This is a genomic window from Thioclava sp. ISO4 (genome assembly GCF_058105145.1).
The window spans coordinates 3,061,188-3,074,690 of record NZ_CM176571.1 but is presented as its reverse complement, the minus strand read 5'-3'; the positions used below and the strand labels follow the sequence as shown (position 1 = coordinate 3,074,690).

At 62.7% G+C, this 13,503-nt stretch carries 12 protein-coding genes; 1 reads left to right on the top strand and 11 read right to left on the bottom strand.

Annotated elements, in window-relative coordinates:
• Positions 1-46: 46 nt before the first annotated feature.
• The 5 genes from AC2TZ7_RS15055 to phaC all read right to left on the bottom strand — a co-directional run bounded on the left by AC2TZ7_RS15055 (position 47) and on the right by phaC (position 5,854).
• Positions 47-253 (bottom strand): cold-shock protein, encoded by a 207-nt coding sequence (locus tag AC2TZ7_RS15055; RefSeq protein WP_075775516.1) that lies wholly within the window; start codon positions 251-253, stop codon positions 47-49.
• Positions 254-481: 228 nt separating this feature from the next.
• Positions 482-2,431, bottom strand: coding sequence for a threonine--tRNA ligase (gene thrS, locus AC2TZ7_RS15050; RefSeq protein WP_489864844.1), 1,950 nt, complete (start codon positions 2,429-2,431; stop codon positions 482-484).
• Positions 2,432-2,769: 338 nt separating this feature from the next.
• Positions 2,770-3,318: a polyhydroxyalkanoate synthesis repressor PhaR gene (phaR, locus tag AC2TZ7_RS15045; protein ID WP_098411325.1), complete on the bottom strand. Its 549-nt coding sequence runs from the start codon at positions 3,316-3,318 to the stop codon at positions 2,770-2,772.
• Between the two features lie 150 nt (positions 3,319-3,468).
• A complete protein-coding gene (locus tag AC2TZ7_RS15040) occupies positions 3,469-3,918 on the bottom strand; it encodes a phasin, PhaP (protein WP_078542726.1) in 450 nt (149 codons plus the stop codon).
• A gap of 142 nt (positions 3,919-4,060) precedes the next feature.
• Entirely contained in the window at positions 4,061-5,854 is a 1,794-nt protein-coding gene (gene phaC, locus AC2TZ7_RS15035) for a class I poly(R)-hydroxyalkanoic acid synthase (RefSeq protein WP_489864843.1), read from the bottom strand.
• A gap of 110 nt (positions 5,855-5,964) precedes the next feature.
• Between phaC and phaZ the strand changes: the two genes are divergently transcribed.
• On the top strand, positions 5,965-7,275 hold the full coding sequence (phaZ, locus tag AC2TZ7_RS15030) for a polyhydroxyalkanoate depolymerase (protein ID WP_098411323.1): 1,311 nt from the start codon (positions 5,965-5,967) through the stop codon (positions 7,273-7,275).
• Positions 7,276-7,365: 90 nt separating this feature from the next.
• On the opposite strand, the gene AC2TZ7_RS15025 is transcribed toward phaZ, so the two are convergent.
• From AC2TZ7_RS15025 to AC2TZ7_RS15000, 6 genes are all read right to left on the bottom strand, one after another.
• Positions 7,366-8,613: a multidrug effflux MFS transporter gene (locus AC2TZ7_RS15025; RefSeq protein WP_489864842.1), complete on the bottom strand. Its 1,248-nt coding sequence runs from the start codon at positions 8,611-8,613 to the stop codon at positions 7,366-7,368.
• 126 nt (positions 8,614-8,739) lie between these two features.
• Positions 8,740-9,450 (bottom strand): alpha/beta fold hydrolase, encoded by a 711-nt coding sequence (locus tag AC2TZ7_RS15020; protein WP_489864841.1) that lies wholly within the window; start codon positions 9,448-9,450, stop codon positions 8,740-8,742.
• Positions 9,451-9,547: 97 nt separating this feature from the next.
• Positions 9,548-10,291 carry an alpha/beta hydrolase gene (locus AC2TZ7_RS15015; RefSeq protein WP_489864840.1) on the bottom strand — a complete coding sequence of 248 codons (744 nt, stop codon included), beginning with the start codon at positions 10,289-10,291 and terminating at the stop codon, positions 9,548-9,550.
• A gap of 72 nt (positions 10,292-10,363) precedes the next feature.
• Positions 10,364-11,335, bottom strand: a complete 972-nt coding sequence (locus AC2TZ7_RS15010) for a DUF808 domain-containing protein (protein WP_489864839.1) — start codon at positions 11,333-11,335, stop codon at positions 10,364-10,366.
• Between the two features lie 143 nt (positions 11,336-11,478).
• Positions 11,479-12,996, bottom strand: a complete 1,518-nt coding sequence (gene gatB / locus AC2TZ7_RS15005) for an Asp-tRNA(Asn)/Glu-tRNA(Gln) amidotransferase subunit GatB (RefSeq protein WP_489864838.1) — start codon at positions 12,994-12,996, stop codon at positions 11,479-11,481.
• An 86-nt stretch (positions 12,997-13,082) separates the two neighbouring features.
• Positions 13,083-13,496, bottom strand: a complete 414-nt coding sequence (locus tag AC2TZ7_RS15000) for a hypothetical protein (protein ID WP_489864837.1) — start codon at positions 13,494-13,496, stop codon at positions 13,083-13,085.
• Positions 13,497-13,503 lie beyond the last annotated feature (7 nt).

The following is a 13,503-nucleotide window of genomic DNA, read 5'->3' as shown; positions in this document are numbered from 1 at the left end:
TCCTGCGATGCGCGCCGTTTCAAATCCTTACCGTCCGATCACCCGATCAGAGCAGGACCAGATCCGATGCCGAGGAGCGGCCGTCGCGACCCGACTGCAGCTCATATTGGATCTTCTGATTGTCATCGAGCCCCTTGAGCCCCGCACGTTCGACAGCAGAGATGTGCACGAACACGTCCTTGCCGCCTTCGTCGGGCGCGATGAAGCCGTAACCCTTGGTGGAATTGAACCATTTCACGGTGCCAGTGGCCATTACCGTCTTCTCCTTCGTAGTCTCCCGGCGCGATATTGCGTCCGGGCCGTGCAGCCAGTCTCTTTCGGGTCTTCCGGCTGCCTTTTTCAGAAGCGAGGCGGTAGGAAAGTCTGTAACACACGCATATTCAAGTCTCTCCGAGAATTACGAAAATGCAATGACATTCCATGAGGGGCGTAAGCCCCTCACAGGTCTGTGAAAATTCGAGATAGGCCGTTGAATTGGCGATTATTCGCGCAAATCGGGCGGCGTCGATTCGGTGATCAGCTGCGCCACGATATCGTCGATCGCCACCGTGGAGGTGCGGGTATCGCCGAGTTTGCGGACCGACACGGTGCGCTCCTCGACCTCTTTCATCCCGATCGCGAAGATATAGGGGACCTTGCCGAGCGAATGTTCGCGGACCTTGTAGTTGATCTTCTCGTTGCGGGTGTCGGCCTCGGCGCGGATGCCGGCGGCGCGCAGCTTCGACGTCACTTCCAGCACGTAGTCGTCGGCATCCGAGACGATCGAGGCCACGACCACCTGACGCGGCGCGAGCCAGAGCGGCATCTTGCCGGCGAAGTTCTCGATCAGCATGCCGATGAAGCGCTCGAACGAGCCCAGCACCGCACGGTGCAGCATCACGGGGCGGTGGCGCTCGCCGTCCGAGCCCACGAATTCCGCATCCAGCCGCTCGGGCAGGTTGGTGTCGACCTGCAGCGTGCCGCATTGCCAGTCGCGCCCGATCGCGTCGGTCAGCACGAATTCCAGCTTCGGCCCGTAGAACGCCCCTTCGCCTTCGAAGATCTCGTAGTCGTAGCCAGCCGCCTTGCAGGCATTGCCGAGCGCGGCTTCCGTGTAATCCCAGCTCTCATCGCTACCGATGCGCTTTTCCGGGCGCGTCGACAGCTTGATGCGCCAGTCGGTGAAGCCGAGATCGTCATAGATCCCCGAGAGGAACTTGATGAACTTCTCGGTTTCCACCTCGATCTGATCCTCGGTGCAGAAGATATGCGCGTCGTCCTGCGTGAAGCCGCGCACGCGCATGATGCCGTGCAGCGCGCCCGAGGGTTCGTAACGCGCGCAGGAGCCGAACTCGGCCATGCGCAGGGGCAGGTCGCGATAGGATTTGACGCCCTGATTGAAGATCTGCACGTGGCAGGGGCAGTTCATCGGCTTGAGCGCGTTGACCGTCTTCTCGCGCGCATGATCCTCGTCGACTTCGACGATGAACATGTTCTCCTGATAGTTCTCCCAGTGGCCCGAGGCTTCCCAGAGCTTGCGGTTCACCACCTGCGGCGTGTTCACCTCGACATAGCCGTCGGCGCGCTGCTTGCGGCGCATGTAGTCCTGCAGCGCGGTGTAGATGGTCCAGCCGTTCGGGTGCCAGAAGATCTGGCCCGGCGCCTCTTCCTGCATGTGGAAGAGGTCCATCTCGCGGCCGAGCTTGCGGTGGTCGCGCTTGGCGGCCTCCTCCATCATCGTGACCCAAGCGTTGAGGTCCTTCTTGGTCTTGAAGGCCACGCCATAGATGCGCTGCAGCATCGGACGGCTGGAATCGCCCAGCCAATAGGCGCCCGCGACATGGGTCAGCTTGAACGCATCCGCCGGAACCTGACCGGTATGCTGCAGGTGCGGACCACGGCAGAGATCCTGCCAGTTGCCATGCCAATACATCCGGATGTCCTCGCCTTGCGGGATCCGGTTGATCAGCTCGACCTTGTAGGGCTCGTTCGTCGTCAGATAGTGGTCGATCGCGTGTTTGCGGCTCCAGACCTCGGTCTTGATGGCGTCGCGCGCGTTGATGATCTCGCGCATCTTCTTCTCGATCGCGCCGAGATCTTCGGGCGTGAAGGGCTCTTCGCGGTCGAAGTCATAAAACCAGCCATTGTCGCGGACCGGGCCGATCGTGACCTTCACGCCGGGATAGAGCTCCTGCACGGCGCGGGCCATGATATGGGCGAGGTCGTGGCGGATCAACTCCAGCGCGGGGCCGTCATCCTGCATCGTGTTGATGGCGATCTGCGCGTCTTCCTGGATCGGCCATTGCAGATCCCAATGCGCGCCGTTCACCTGCGCGGAGATCGCTTTCTTCGCCAGCGACGGCGCGATCGAGGCGGCCACTTCGGCCGGCGTCACGCCCGCGTCGTAGTCGCGCGAATTGCCATCGGGAAAGGTGAGGGAGATCTGGGACATGTCGTCCTCCTCGTCGGTTTGGCGCCCACGGAACGCCCGGTTGCGGGATATATGGTTCCCGAGCCTTTTGCGCGGCTCGCGCGCGGCTGTCAATGGGGCGGGGCAGGGGGAGATGTCGCAGGGGGCGCTGCCCCCGTCGCCGGAGGGCGACAAAACGCAGGAGGGGGCGCTGCCCCCGCCCTGCGGGCCCCCCGGGATATTTCGGCCAAGGCGAAGACCAGAGGCGGCTGCCCCTTCGTTTTGGTCAAAATATCCCGGGGGTGAGGTGCGCAGCACCGAGGGGGCAGAGCCCCCTTGTCTATGGGCCAAGAAAAAGGCGCCGCTCGGGCGCCTCTCGCTTACATCTTGTTGAGCTTGCTCTGCAGATCGGCGAGCTGTTTCTTGATCGAGTCCAACTCGCCGCGATCGTCGCCGCTTTCGGGCGCGGGGCCGGACGAACCTGCCGTACCCCAGCCGGCCATCATGTTCTGCAAGAAGGCCTGTTGCTGCGCCTGCAGCGCCTCGAAGCCCGGCATGGACGACATGGGATTCGGCATCTTGTTCATGTTCTCGAGCATCTGCGAGTGCCCCTCGCGCAGCATCTCGAAGCTGGCTGCGAGGAATTGCGGCACCACCGATTGCGCCGCCCCCGTATAGGAGCGCACCAGATCGGTCAGCACGTCGACCGGCAGGACATTCTCGCCGCGGCTTTCGTGCTCGGCCACGATCTGCAGCAGATATTGCCGCGTCAGGTCGTCGCCCGATTTCAGATCGACAATCTGCACCTCGCGCCCGTCGCGGATGAATTTCGCGATGTCTTCGAGCGTCACGTAATCGCTGGTCTCGGTGTTGTAGAGACGGCGGCTGGCGTAACGCTTGATCAGCAAGGGCTTTTCGTCTTCGGCCATGTGATGCGATCCTCCCCGGATTGTGCTTGTGCAGCGATTGTGTGACGCCGCGCTGCCAAAAGCAATAAAAGAAAAAGGGCGCGCCACGAGGGCGCGCCCGAGATACGCGGGGCCGACTGGGAGGAGGAAGCCGGTGCCCGCGGTGAATTCTTACTTCGCAGCCGCGGTGGCTTTCTTCGTCGCAGCGGTCATGTCGGCGGTCGCCTTCTTGACGTTTGCGGAGGCTTCTTCCGACATGTCCTTGCCGGCAGCCATCATCAGCTCGACGGTGTCCATCTGAACCTTTTTCGCGATTTCAGCGAAAGCGGCCATGTTCTCGGCAGCCATCTCGGCCGAAGCCGATGCGAAGTCGCTCATCGCCTTGGCGTAATCGGCGGGCTCTTCCTTGGTTTTGGTCAGGTCGCCCATCTTGTCGATGGTGCCCTTGGTCCATTTGGTCGAGATTTCGGTCGACTTGCCGGCAGCTTCAAGCGCCACCTGCGACATCTTCTCGCCCAGAGCCGCTTGCGATTTGAAAGCGTCTTGGAATTTCGAGGTGTCGACGGGGAAGGACGCCATCATGTCCTGCATGATCTTGGTGTAGTCTTGGGTCTTAGCCATGTGAGTGCTCCGTTGGGTTGGGGCCCGTGGTCTGGAACGTTGGCGGGGCCCTTTGGGTTACGCAACGTATATACATGCTGCGGCGCAGCATTTCAAGAGAAGAATTGCTGCGCCGCAGAAATTTTCAACCCAAGCGGGAAAGCTATATCTTAACTATCTCTTTGACATAAGTGCCGGGCGCATCAGCCAAAACCGGGTGATCTGCATCGCCGGGCTGGCGTGCGGGCACCATCGCGCCGGACTTCTTGGCCAGCCATTCGCCCCAGCGCGGCCACCAGCTTCCCTCGTGGAACTCCGCCTGCGCGCGCCACTCGGTGGGATTCGCGATCGGGGCGGGGGAGGTGTAATGGCCGTATTTCTTCTTGCTGGGCGGGTTCACGATCCCGGCGATATGGCCCGATTGCGACAGGATGAAGGTTTTGTCCTTCGATCCCATCTTCGCGACCCCGTTGAACGAGGCGACCCAGGGCGCGATGTGATCGGTCTCGCAGGCGATTGCCATCAGCGGCACGTTCACGTCCGAGACCTTGACCGTCTCGCCCAGCACCTCGAAGCCGTCGCGCGCGAAGCGGTCCTTCTGGCAGAGCCCGCGCAGATACTCGACCGCCATCTTGCCCGGCAGGTTCGTCGAGTCGCCGTTCCAGAACAGCAGGTCGAAGGCGGGCGGAGATTCCCCCATCATGTAGCTGCGGATCGCGGGCCGGTAGATCAGGTCGTTCGAGCGCAGGTAGGAGAAGGTGCGCGACATGAAGTAGCTGTCGAGCACCCCGTCGGCCTTGCATTGCCGCTCGATCCCGTCGACGAAATCGTCCTGCAGGAAAACCGCGAATTCGCCCTGATCCGAGAAGTCGGTGAGCGTGGTGAAGAAGGTGGCCGAGTTGATCGACTTGTCCTTGCGCTTGTTCAGCAGGCCCAGTGTCAGCGAGAGCGTGGTGCCCGCGATGCAATAGCCCACCGCGTTGACCTTCTTCTCGCCGGTGATCTTCTTCACCTCGTCGATCGCGGTCAGGTAGCCCTCCTGCACGTAGTCATCCATGCCGACATCGGCATAGCTCTGGTCGGGGTTCTTCCAGCTCACCACGAAGAGGGTGAAGCCCTGATCGACGATCCAGCGGATCAGCGAGTTCTGCGGCTTCAGGTCCATGATGTAGAAACGGTTGATCCAGGGCGGGAAGATCACCAGCGGGGTCTTGTGAACCTTTTCGGTGGTCGGCGTGTACTGGATCAGCTCGAACAGGCGGTTGCGATAGACCACCGCGCCCTCGGCGGTGCCGATATTCTCGCCCACGGTGAAGGCGTCCTTGTCGGCCAGCGTCACCAGTAGGTCGCCGCGGTTCGCCTCGATGTCGCGCACGAGGTTCTCGAGCCCTTTCACGAGGCTCTCGCCCTCGGTCTCGATCGCCTTCTCCAGCGCGTCGGGGTTCGTCGCGAGGAAATTCGTGGGCGCCATCAGGTCGATGATCTGGCGCGAGAAGTAGTTCAGTCGCTGACGGTCCACCGGGTCGAGATCGTCGAGCTTGTCGACTGCCTCTTTCACGCCTTTCGCCGCGATCAGATACTGCTGTTTGATGTAGTTGAAATAGGGGTGGCTGTCCCAGAGTGGATTGGCGAAGCGCGGGTCGGACGGGCCGGGGTCTTCCGGCGGGCGGAACGCGCCCTTGGCGAGGGCCTCCTGCGCTTCGAGGTAATGCTTCATCGCCTGACCCCAGTAATTCACCTGGGCTTCGAGGATTTTCGAGGGTTTTTCGAGCCACTCATTCATCATGGCGGCGGAGGACGTCATGTAGAGATCGGCGCCGGGGCCTTCGAGGGCCGGATTCACCGGTCGCTTATGCGCGATCGCATCGACCATGCGCTCGGTCAGTTCTTCGATGCGGGCGAGGTTCTCCTGCATCTTCTGCGACGCAGCAATTTTGTCCGTCTCCTCGGTTGTCATAAATGATATTCCTCCCTATCCTCTGCACCAGCATAATATCGCCGCAGTCTTGGGGTAAAGCGGCGTTTCCATTGCCGAGTGAGTGCGTGGCCCGCCCCGAGGAGTTGTATATGAAAACGATCATGTCCTACGACCTGATGGAGACCTTCAGGAACACGAACGAGTGGATGGGCGCCTCGGCGCGCGCCATGGCCTCCTACCCGGTCTGGGGTCTCGCCCCGCATCCGATGTTCAAGATCATGTCGGCCTGGGGCCGCGTGACGGAGCGCTCGTTCGCACGGATGGTGATCAAGCCCGACTGGGGCATCCATTCGATCGCGGCGGAGGACGGGCGCGATCACCTCGTCGAGGTCGAGACCGTGCTCGACAAGCCCTTCGGCAGCCTCGTGCATTTCAACGTTCACGGTCGCGAGCCGATGGAGCGGCGCATCCTGCTGGTGGCGCCGATGTCGGGCCATTACGCGACGCTGCTGCGCTCGACCGTGGCCTCGCTGCTGCCCGATGCGGATGTGTGGGTGACCGATTGGCATAATGCGCGCGACATCCCCGTTTCCGAAGGCAAGTTCGATATCGAGGATTATACCCTCTATCTTGTCGATTTCATGAAGAAGATGGGCCCTGACTGCAACGTGATCGCGGTGTGTCAGCCAGCACCGCTCGCGCTGGCGGCGACCGCCTATCTGGCCGAGGAAGACCCGGCCGCGCAGCCGCGCACGCTGACCCTGATCGGCGGTCCGATCGACCCCGACGCACAGGCCACCGAGGTCACCGATTTCGGGCGCCGTGTCACGATGGGCCAGCTCGAGCAGATGGTGATCCAGCGCGTCGGCTTCAAATACAAGGGCGCGGGCCGTCTGGTCTATCCGGGCCTGATGCAGCTCGCCTCGTTCATCTCGATGAACATGGACAAGCACGCGCAGGCCTTCCAGGAAAAGATCTGGAGCGAGGCGCAGGGCGAAGGCTCCGAGCATGACAAGCATTACCGCTTCTATGACGAGTATCTCGCGGTGATGGATATGACGGCGGAGTTCTACCTCTCCACCGTCGAGCGCATCTTCAAGGGCCTCGAGATCGCCCAGAACCGCTTCGAAGTCGCGGGCAAGATGGTCGATATCTCGAAGATCACCAAGGTCGCGGTGAAGACCGTGGAGGGCGAGAAGGACGACATCTCCGCCCCCGGTCAATGCGTCGCCGCCCTCGATCTGTGCTCGGGCGTGCCGGATTCGATGAAGCAGCAGCACCTCGAGCCCGGCGCAGGCCATTACGGCATCTTCGCAGGCTCCAGTTGGCGCAACAACATCCGCCCGCTGGTGCTCGATTTCATCGACGAGAACGCGGACAACCCCGCGCCCGGGAAGGGCAAGCCCGCGACGGTCACGCCGATCCGCAAGAAGCCGGTGAAGACGGCCGAGGCGGGGTGAGACTTCGACCTTCGCGAAATTGAAAACGCCGCTCCAAGGGGGCGGCGTTTTTCGTTTGATGTGGATCACGGCGTTTGGCCGCTTCGCTCCCTATCCGTCGCTCTTAGCCCCCGGCCTGGCTGCCGAGATCGACGTTCCATCACTCCGCAAGGCGAGCACGGTTAGCAAGAGACCGGAAGCTCCCGCCAACAGGAAAGCCACAGGGACGATGACGACGTTTCCTGCATAAAAACTGCCTGCGGCCAGAGCGAAAAGGGTGGCGACGAGGCTGGAACCGGATGCGAGTAGGGATGATCCGATCCCGGCGACGTCGCCGAGGGAGCGCATTGCCATCGCGTTCAGGTTTCCAAATAGGACGCCGATCGCGAAGAACATCCCGAACCCAAGCACCATGAACATCACGAGAGGCAGCTGGTCATTGGTCAGAAGGCAGGCCATGAGCATGCCTGCGCTCGAGGCACACATTCCCACGAAGCCCGAGCGAGCCATTGCGTTGGCCCCGAAGCGTTCGACAAGCATGCCATTCGTATATGATGCCAGGCCGATCCCGCCTGCGAGGATGGCGAAAAGAAGCGGGAAGGCCCGGTCGATACCATAGGCGTCCGAAAATAGTTCCGCCGCAACGCTCAGATAGAAGAGCTGGGCCCCGAAGATGAACCCGGTCGCGATGATCAAGAGAGCGACGCGGCGGTTCGTCAGGATGCGGACGGCGTTCGAAGCCATAGGTTTGAGACGAATGGGAATCCGCCGTTCCGGGGGGAGCGTCTCGGGATGTCGCAGAACCATCCATGAGCTGAGCGCGAGGGCCAGCACAAGATACATGACGAACACGCCTCGCCATCCGGCCAAGTCGACGATGCCCTGACCAAGCGCGGGCCCGATCATGGGGACCAGGACAAAGAGCGTGAACATGAACGACATTACGCGGGCCATCGCGTCACCTTCAAACTGATCGCGGATCATTGCCCGCGTCGCGATCTTGGGGCCGGATACACCAAGGCCCTGAAGGATGCGGCCTATGATTAAGACATCGAGGGAACCGGCCGTCATCGCGAGCAACGTGCCCACGACATAAACGACGAGGCCGGCGATCAGCGCGGTCTTGCGTCCAAAGGCGTCGGAGGCCGGGCCAATCAAGAGCTCGCCGAACGCCATTCCGAAGACGAACAGCGATACTACGTGTTGCGTTCGAAGTGGTGGCTGGGCCCGGAGAGTTTCTTCGATGGAATGAAGTCCGGGAAGTATTGCGTCGATGCTGATGGCGGTGAGTGAAGTCAGAAGCGCGTAAAGGATCAGTGGCGCCCGTCCGCCCCCGTTCGTCGTCTTGTGGTCGGGCAATCTGACCTCCTGTTAGCGATAACAATTTGGCCCTTTAGAATAGGAAACGCTCGGAAAGTCCACCCGACGGCGAATGCGCGATGCGATCGGCGAATGCCTGCTCCGTCCGCAAAGAGACCCTCTGTATCACGCTAACAATAACGGCGCCTCCAGCCAGTCGCGCAGGCCTTGGGTGATCTTCTCGGGTTGCTCCAGCGGGCTCAGGTGGCCTGCGCCGAGGATGAGGCGGAATTCGGCATGCGGCATCAGTTCGGCGAGGAATTCGTGGCGGCGCGGCGGGCAGATCTTGTCGTATTCGCCGCACATCAGCAGCGCGCGGGTTTTCGTGGCGCGCAGCGTGCGTTGCAGGTCGGGGCGGCGCATCAGGGCGCGCGATTGCACCTCGAACGTGTCGGCGCCCAAGCCTGCCGCCATCTCCAGCATCATCGCCTGAATCTCGGCGCGGCCGGGATCGGGAGCGAGGCTCTCGGCGGGGACTTCTTCGAGCATCATCTCGTCGAGCCGCCCGGTGAGCGCCTTCACGATCCGCGTCTCGCGCGCGGCGGCGACCTGCGGCATCTCGGGCAGGGGGGAGACGTCGAGCAGCGCGACCTGACTGACGCGGTCGGGGGCGCGGCGCAGGATCTCGATCGCGACGATCGCGCCCAGCCAATGCCCGACCAGCGCGAATTGCGGCGGGGCCTCGTCGAGCACGGTCTGCGCCATCTCCTCGATCGTCGCGCCACGCAGCCGTGCCACCATCACCGAGCGCTCGGAGGACAGTTCCTGCAGCGGGTGCCAGAACAGCCGTGCGTCGCACATGAATCCGGGTAGAAAGACCAGCGGGTCGCTTGGCATCGCTCGAAACCTCAATCGCGGCGCGTTTTCGCGCTTCTCGCGTCGAGTGTGCCGCAAGGGTCGAGGTCAAGCAAATCGAAATGCCGCAAGCAGCGGATCACAGCCGGGCGAGCACCTCCGCCAGCGCGGTCTCGATCAGCGCGAGGCAATCGGGGTCCGAGAAGCGGTGATCGGCGCCTTTGACCAGGGTCAGGCGCATGTCCGCGCCCTCGGCATGCTCCAGCAGCCGGATCGCGGTTTCGGTGCTGACGGCCTCGTCGGCGGTGCCTTGCAGGAAGCGCGTGGGGAAGGGCAGCGCCAGCGGGCTGCGTAGCACCAGCCGCTCGCGGCCCTCGTTGATCAGGCGGCGCGTGATGACATAGGGCTCGCCGTAATCGGACGGGATCGCGATGGAGCCTTCGCTTTCCAGCTTGTGGCGGGTTTCCTTGTCGAAGCTCGCCCAATAGCCGTCCTCGGTGAAATCGGGGGCGGCGGCGATGGTGACGAGGCCCGCGACTTTCTCGGGATGTTCGCGCGACATCAGGAGCGAGATCCAGCCGCCCATCGAGGAGCCAACGAGGATCTGCGGACCTTCGGTCTTGGCCATGATCACGTCGCGCGCATCCTCGAACCAGTCGCCGATCGCGCCGTCCTCGAATGCGCCGTCCGAGACGCCGTGGCCGGAATAGTCGAAGCGCAGGAAGGCGCGACCTTCACGCTTGGCCCAGTCCTCGAGCGCCAGCGCCTTCGTGCCTTCCATGTCGGATTTGAACCCGCCGAGGAACACCACGCCCGGCCCTTTGCCCGGCGTCAGGTTATAGGCGATGCGGCGGCGTTCTTGGGTCTCGAAATACTCGGTCATCTGCGCTCCCTGCGATCTGTTCGCGCCCAGCCTATCGGGCGGCGCGGGTGGCCTCAACCTGTCCGCTTGCGCTCAGTGCGCGGGCTTTTCCTTGCCGGTGACGGCGCGGTAGATGGGCTGGATGATCCGGGTGACGACGGGGATCAGGACCAGCCCGTAGATCAGCCCGAAGATGCCATCGAAGAACGCGGTGACGGCCCAGCTGACGAAGCCCTCCGCGGTGCCTGCCGCATGGGCGGCGGCCTCGGCCTGATGGTGGATCCAGTCGTAGGGCGCGTGCCAGCCAAGCTCTGCCAGACCGTGCAGCACGATATTGCCGCCGACCCAGATCATCGCGGCGGTGCCGACGATCATCAGGGTCTTCATCAGCCATGGCATCACTTTCACCATGCCGCGCCCGAAGGCCCGGGTCGCAGCAAGGTTGCCGTTCTCGGCCAGCCAGAGCCCCGCATCATCGGCTTTCACGATCAACGCGACCGAGCCATAGACCAGCACCGTCACGCCGATGCCGATGATCGCAAGCGCGATCGCCTCCATCCAGATCGGCTGGCCCGAGGGCAGGGCGGCGAGGCCGATCGTCATTATCTCGGCCGAGAGGATGAAATCGGTCTTCACCGCGGCTTTGACGCGCTTTTCCTCGAGGTGGTCGGCGGTCTCTGCCGCGACATGGCCCTCGGCATCTGGCTCATGCGGTTTGAACAGGTGATAGACCTTCTCCGCGCCCTCGAAACACAGGTAAGAGCCGCCCAGCATCAGCAAGGGTGTGATCAGCCACGGCGCGAAGGCAGACAGCAGCAGCGCGGCTGGCAGCAGGAAGATCAGCTTGTTCTTGATCGAGCCGAGCGCGATTTTTCCCACGATCGGCAATTCGCGGGCGGGCTTGAAACCGTGAACATATTTCGGCGTGACGGCGGCATCGTCGATCAGCGCGCCAGCGGCTTTCGAGCCCGCCTTGGCCGCCTGACCTGCCGCATCGTCGATCGAGGTCGCCGCCACCTTGGCGATCCCCGCCACGTCATCCAGCAATGCCAGCAAGCCACTCATCGCAAACCCTTTCCCAATCACGCCCGCGTGAGCCTAGGGCGCGTCTCCCCAAGCCACAAGCGCGAAGACTTGTTCCCGAATTCTTTCCGTCCCGGCATGAAAAAGGCGCCCGAAGGCGCCTTGATCGGAATTGTTCGTGAGGCTTACAGCCCCAGCTTCTGCGCGACGATCTGGTTGACCGCCTTGGGGTTGGCCTTGCCGCCCGAAGCCTTGATGACCTGACCGACGAACCAGCCAGCCAGTTTCGGGTTGGCTTTGGCCTTCTCGACCTGCTCGGGGTTCGCGGCGATCACCTCGTCCACGGCGGCCTCGATGGCGCCGGTATCGGTGACCTGAATCATGCCGCGCTCTTCCACGATCTTCTCGGGGTCGCCGCCTTCGGTATAGACGATCTCGAACAGGTCCTTCGCGATCTTGCCCGAGATCTTGTCGGACTTGATCAGCCGGATGATCGCGCCAAGCTGCGCGGCATCGACCGGGCTCGACGAGATGTCGTGATCTTCCTTCTTCAGGCGACCGAACAGCTCGTTGATGACCCAGTTCGCGGCGAGCTTGCCGTCACCGGCCTCGGCCACCACGGCCTCGAAGTAATCCGCGTTCTCGACCTCTGCGGTCAGCACCGAGGCGTCATATTCCGACAGGCCCAGCTCCTTGACGAAGCGCGCCTTCTTCTCGTCGGGCAGTTCCGGCATCGTCGCGCCGATATCGTCGACCCAGGCCTGCTCGATTTCCAGCGGCAGCAGGTCGGGGCAGGGGAAGTAGCGGTAATCATGCGCTTCTTCCTTCGAACGCATCGAGCGCGTCTCGCCCTTGTCGGGATCATAGAGGCGGGTTTCCTGCACCACTTCGCCGCCGTCTTCGACGATGGCGATCTGGCGACGCGCCTCGTATTCGATCGCGGCTTGGATGAAGCGCATCGAGTTCATGTTCTTGATCTCGCAGCGCGTGCCGAGATGGCTGAAATCCTGCGTTTCCTGATATTTCTCGTAAGCGCCCGGCTTGCAGATCGAGACGTTCACGTCGGCGCGCAGGTTGCCGTTTTGCATGTTGCCGTCGCAGGTGCCCAAGTAACGCAGGATCTGGCGCAGCTTGCCGACATAGGCCGCCGCTTCCTCGGGGCCGCGGATGTCGGGGCGCGAGACGATTTCCATCAGCGCGACGCCGGTGCGGTTGAGGTCCACGAAGGACATATGCGGGTCCATGTCGTGGATCGACTTGCCCGCATCCTGCTCGAGGTGGATGCGCTCGATCCGGACCTTGCGGGCGACGCCCGGGCCCATGTCGACGATGATTTCGCCCTCACCCACGATGGGGTGATAGAGCTGGCTGATCTGGTAGCCCTGCGGCAGGTCCGGGTAGAAATAGTTCTTCCGGTCGAAGGCCGAGCGCAGGTTGATATCGGCCTTGAGGCCGAGGCCCGTACGCACCGCCTGCGCCACGCAGAACTCGTTGATCACCGGCAGCATGCCGGGCATCGCCGCGTCGACGAAGGCCACGTTCGAGTTCGGCTCTGCGCCGAACTTGGTCGAGGCGCCCGAGAACAGTTTGGCTTTCGAGGCCACCTGCGCGTGGACTTCAAGCCCGATCACCAGCTCCCAATCCGATTTGGCACCGGCAATGACCTTGGGTTCGGGGGCTTGGAATTCGAGATGGTCGAGCATGTCCACATCCTGTCAGTAAAGGCTTGGGCAAGCTTCTAGGACAGGGCAGGGGCGGGAGCAAGAGGGCGACCGCCCCGGATTGGGGATCAGACCACCGGCACCCCATAAGATTCGAAAATCGCGCTGAGCCGGTCGAGCGGCGGCGTCGCCTCGCGCGGAAGGTAGGCGCGGCGTCCGTCGCGCAGCGTGACCATGCATTCGTCGCCCGCAAGCTTGCGCTGCCGCAGCCGCGCCGAATCGATCTGCGCAAGCGGGAACGTGCCCAATTGCCGCCCGTTGCGATAGACTTCCATTCGCGCAGGCGTGATCCGCAGCAGCCCCGAGCGGTTGCGCATCAGCTTGTACAAAGTGAGGGCGAGATAGATCCACGCGGCGACATGAATCCAGGTCGTCGCGGTCAGTTTCATTGCGCCGTAAAGCAGCGCCATCCCGAAGGCGAGGGCGAGATACCCGCCCGCCCGGCGGGCTTGGTGTCGATACTCAAATTCGTTGTCGTCCATGGTCGAG

Coding starts and splice junctions, on each gene's coding strand:
- AC2TZ7_RS15055 (WP_075775516.1), bottom strand. CDS start 253: ATGGCCACTGGCACCGTGAAATGGTTCAATTCCACCAAGGGTTACGGC.
- thrS (WP_489864844.1), bottom strand. CDS start 2,431: ATGTCCCAGATCTCCCTCACCTTTCCCGATGGCAATTCGCGCGACTAC.
- phaR (WP_098411325.1), bottom strand. CDS start 3,318: ATGGCCGAAGACGAAAAGCCCTTGCTGATCAAGCGTTACGCCAGCCGC.
- AC2TZ7_RS15040 (WP_078542726.1), bottom strand. CDS start 3,918: ATGGCTAAGACCCAAGACTACACCAAGATCATGCAGGACATGATGGCG.
- phaC (WP_489864843.1), bottom strand. CDS start 5,854: ATGACAACCGAGGAGACGGACAAAATTGCTGCGTCGCAGAAGATGCAG.
- phaZ (WP_098411323.1), top strand. CDS start 5,965: ATGAAAACGATCATGTCCTACGACCTGATGGAGACCTTCAGGAACACG.
- AC2TZ7_RS15020 (WP_489864841.1), bottom strand. CDS start 9,450: ATGCCAAGCGACCCGCTGGTCTTTCTACCCGGATTCATGTGCGACGCA.
- AC2TZ7_RS15015 (WP_489864840.1), bottom strand. CDS start 10,291: ATGACCGAGTATTTCGAGACCCAAGAACGCCGCCGCATCGCCTATAAC.
- AC2TZ7_RS15010 (WP_489864839.1), bottom strand. CDS start 11,335: ATGAGTGGCTTGCTGGCATTGCTGGATGACGTGGCGGGGATCGCCAAG.
- gatB (WP_489864838.1), bottom strand. CDS start 12,996: ATGCTCGACCATCTCGAATTCCAAGCCCCCGAACCCAAGGTCATTGCC.
- AC2TZ7_RS15000 (WP_489864837.1), bottom strand. CDS start 13,496: ATGGACGACAACGAATTTGAGTATCGACACCAAGCCCGCCGGGCGGGC.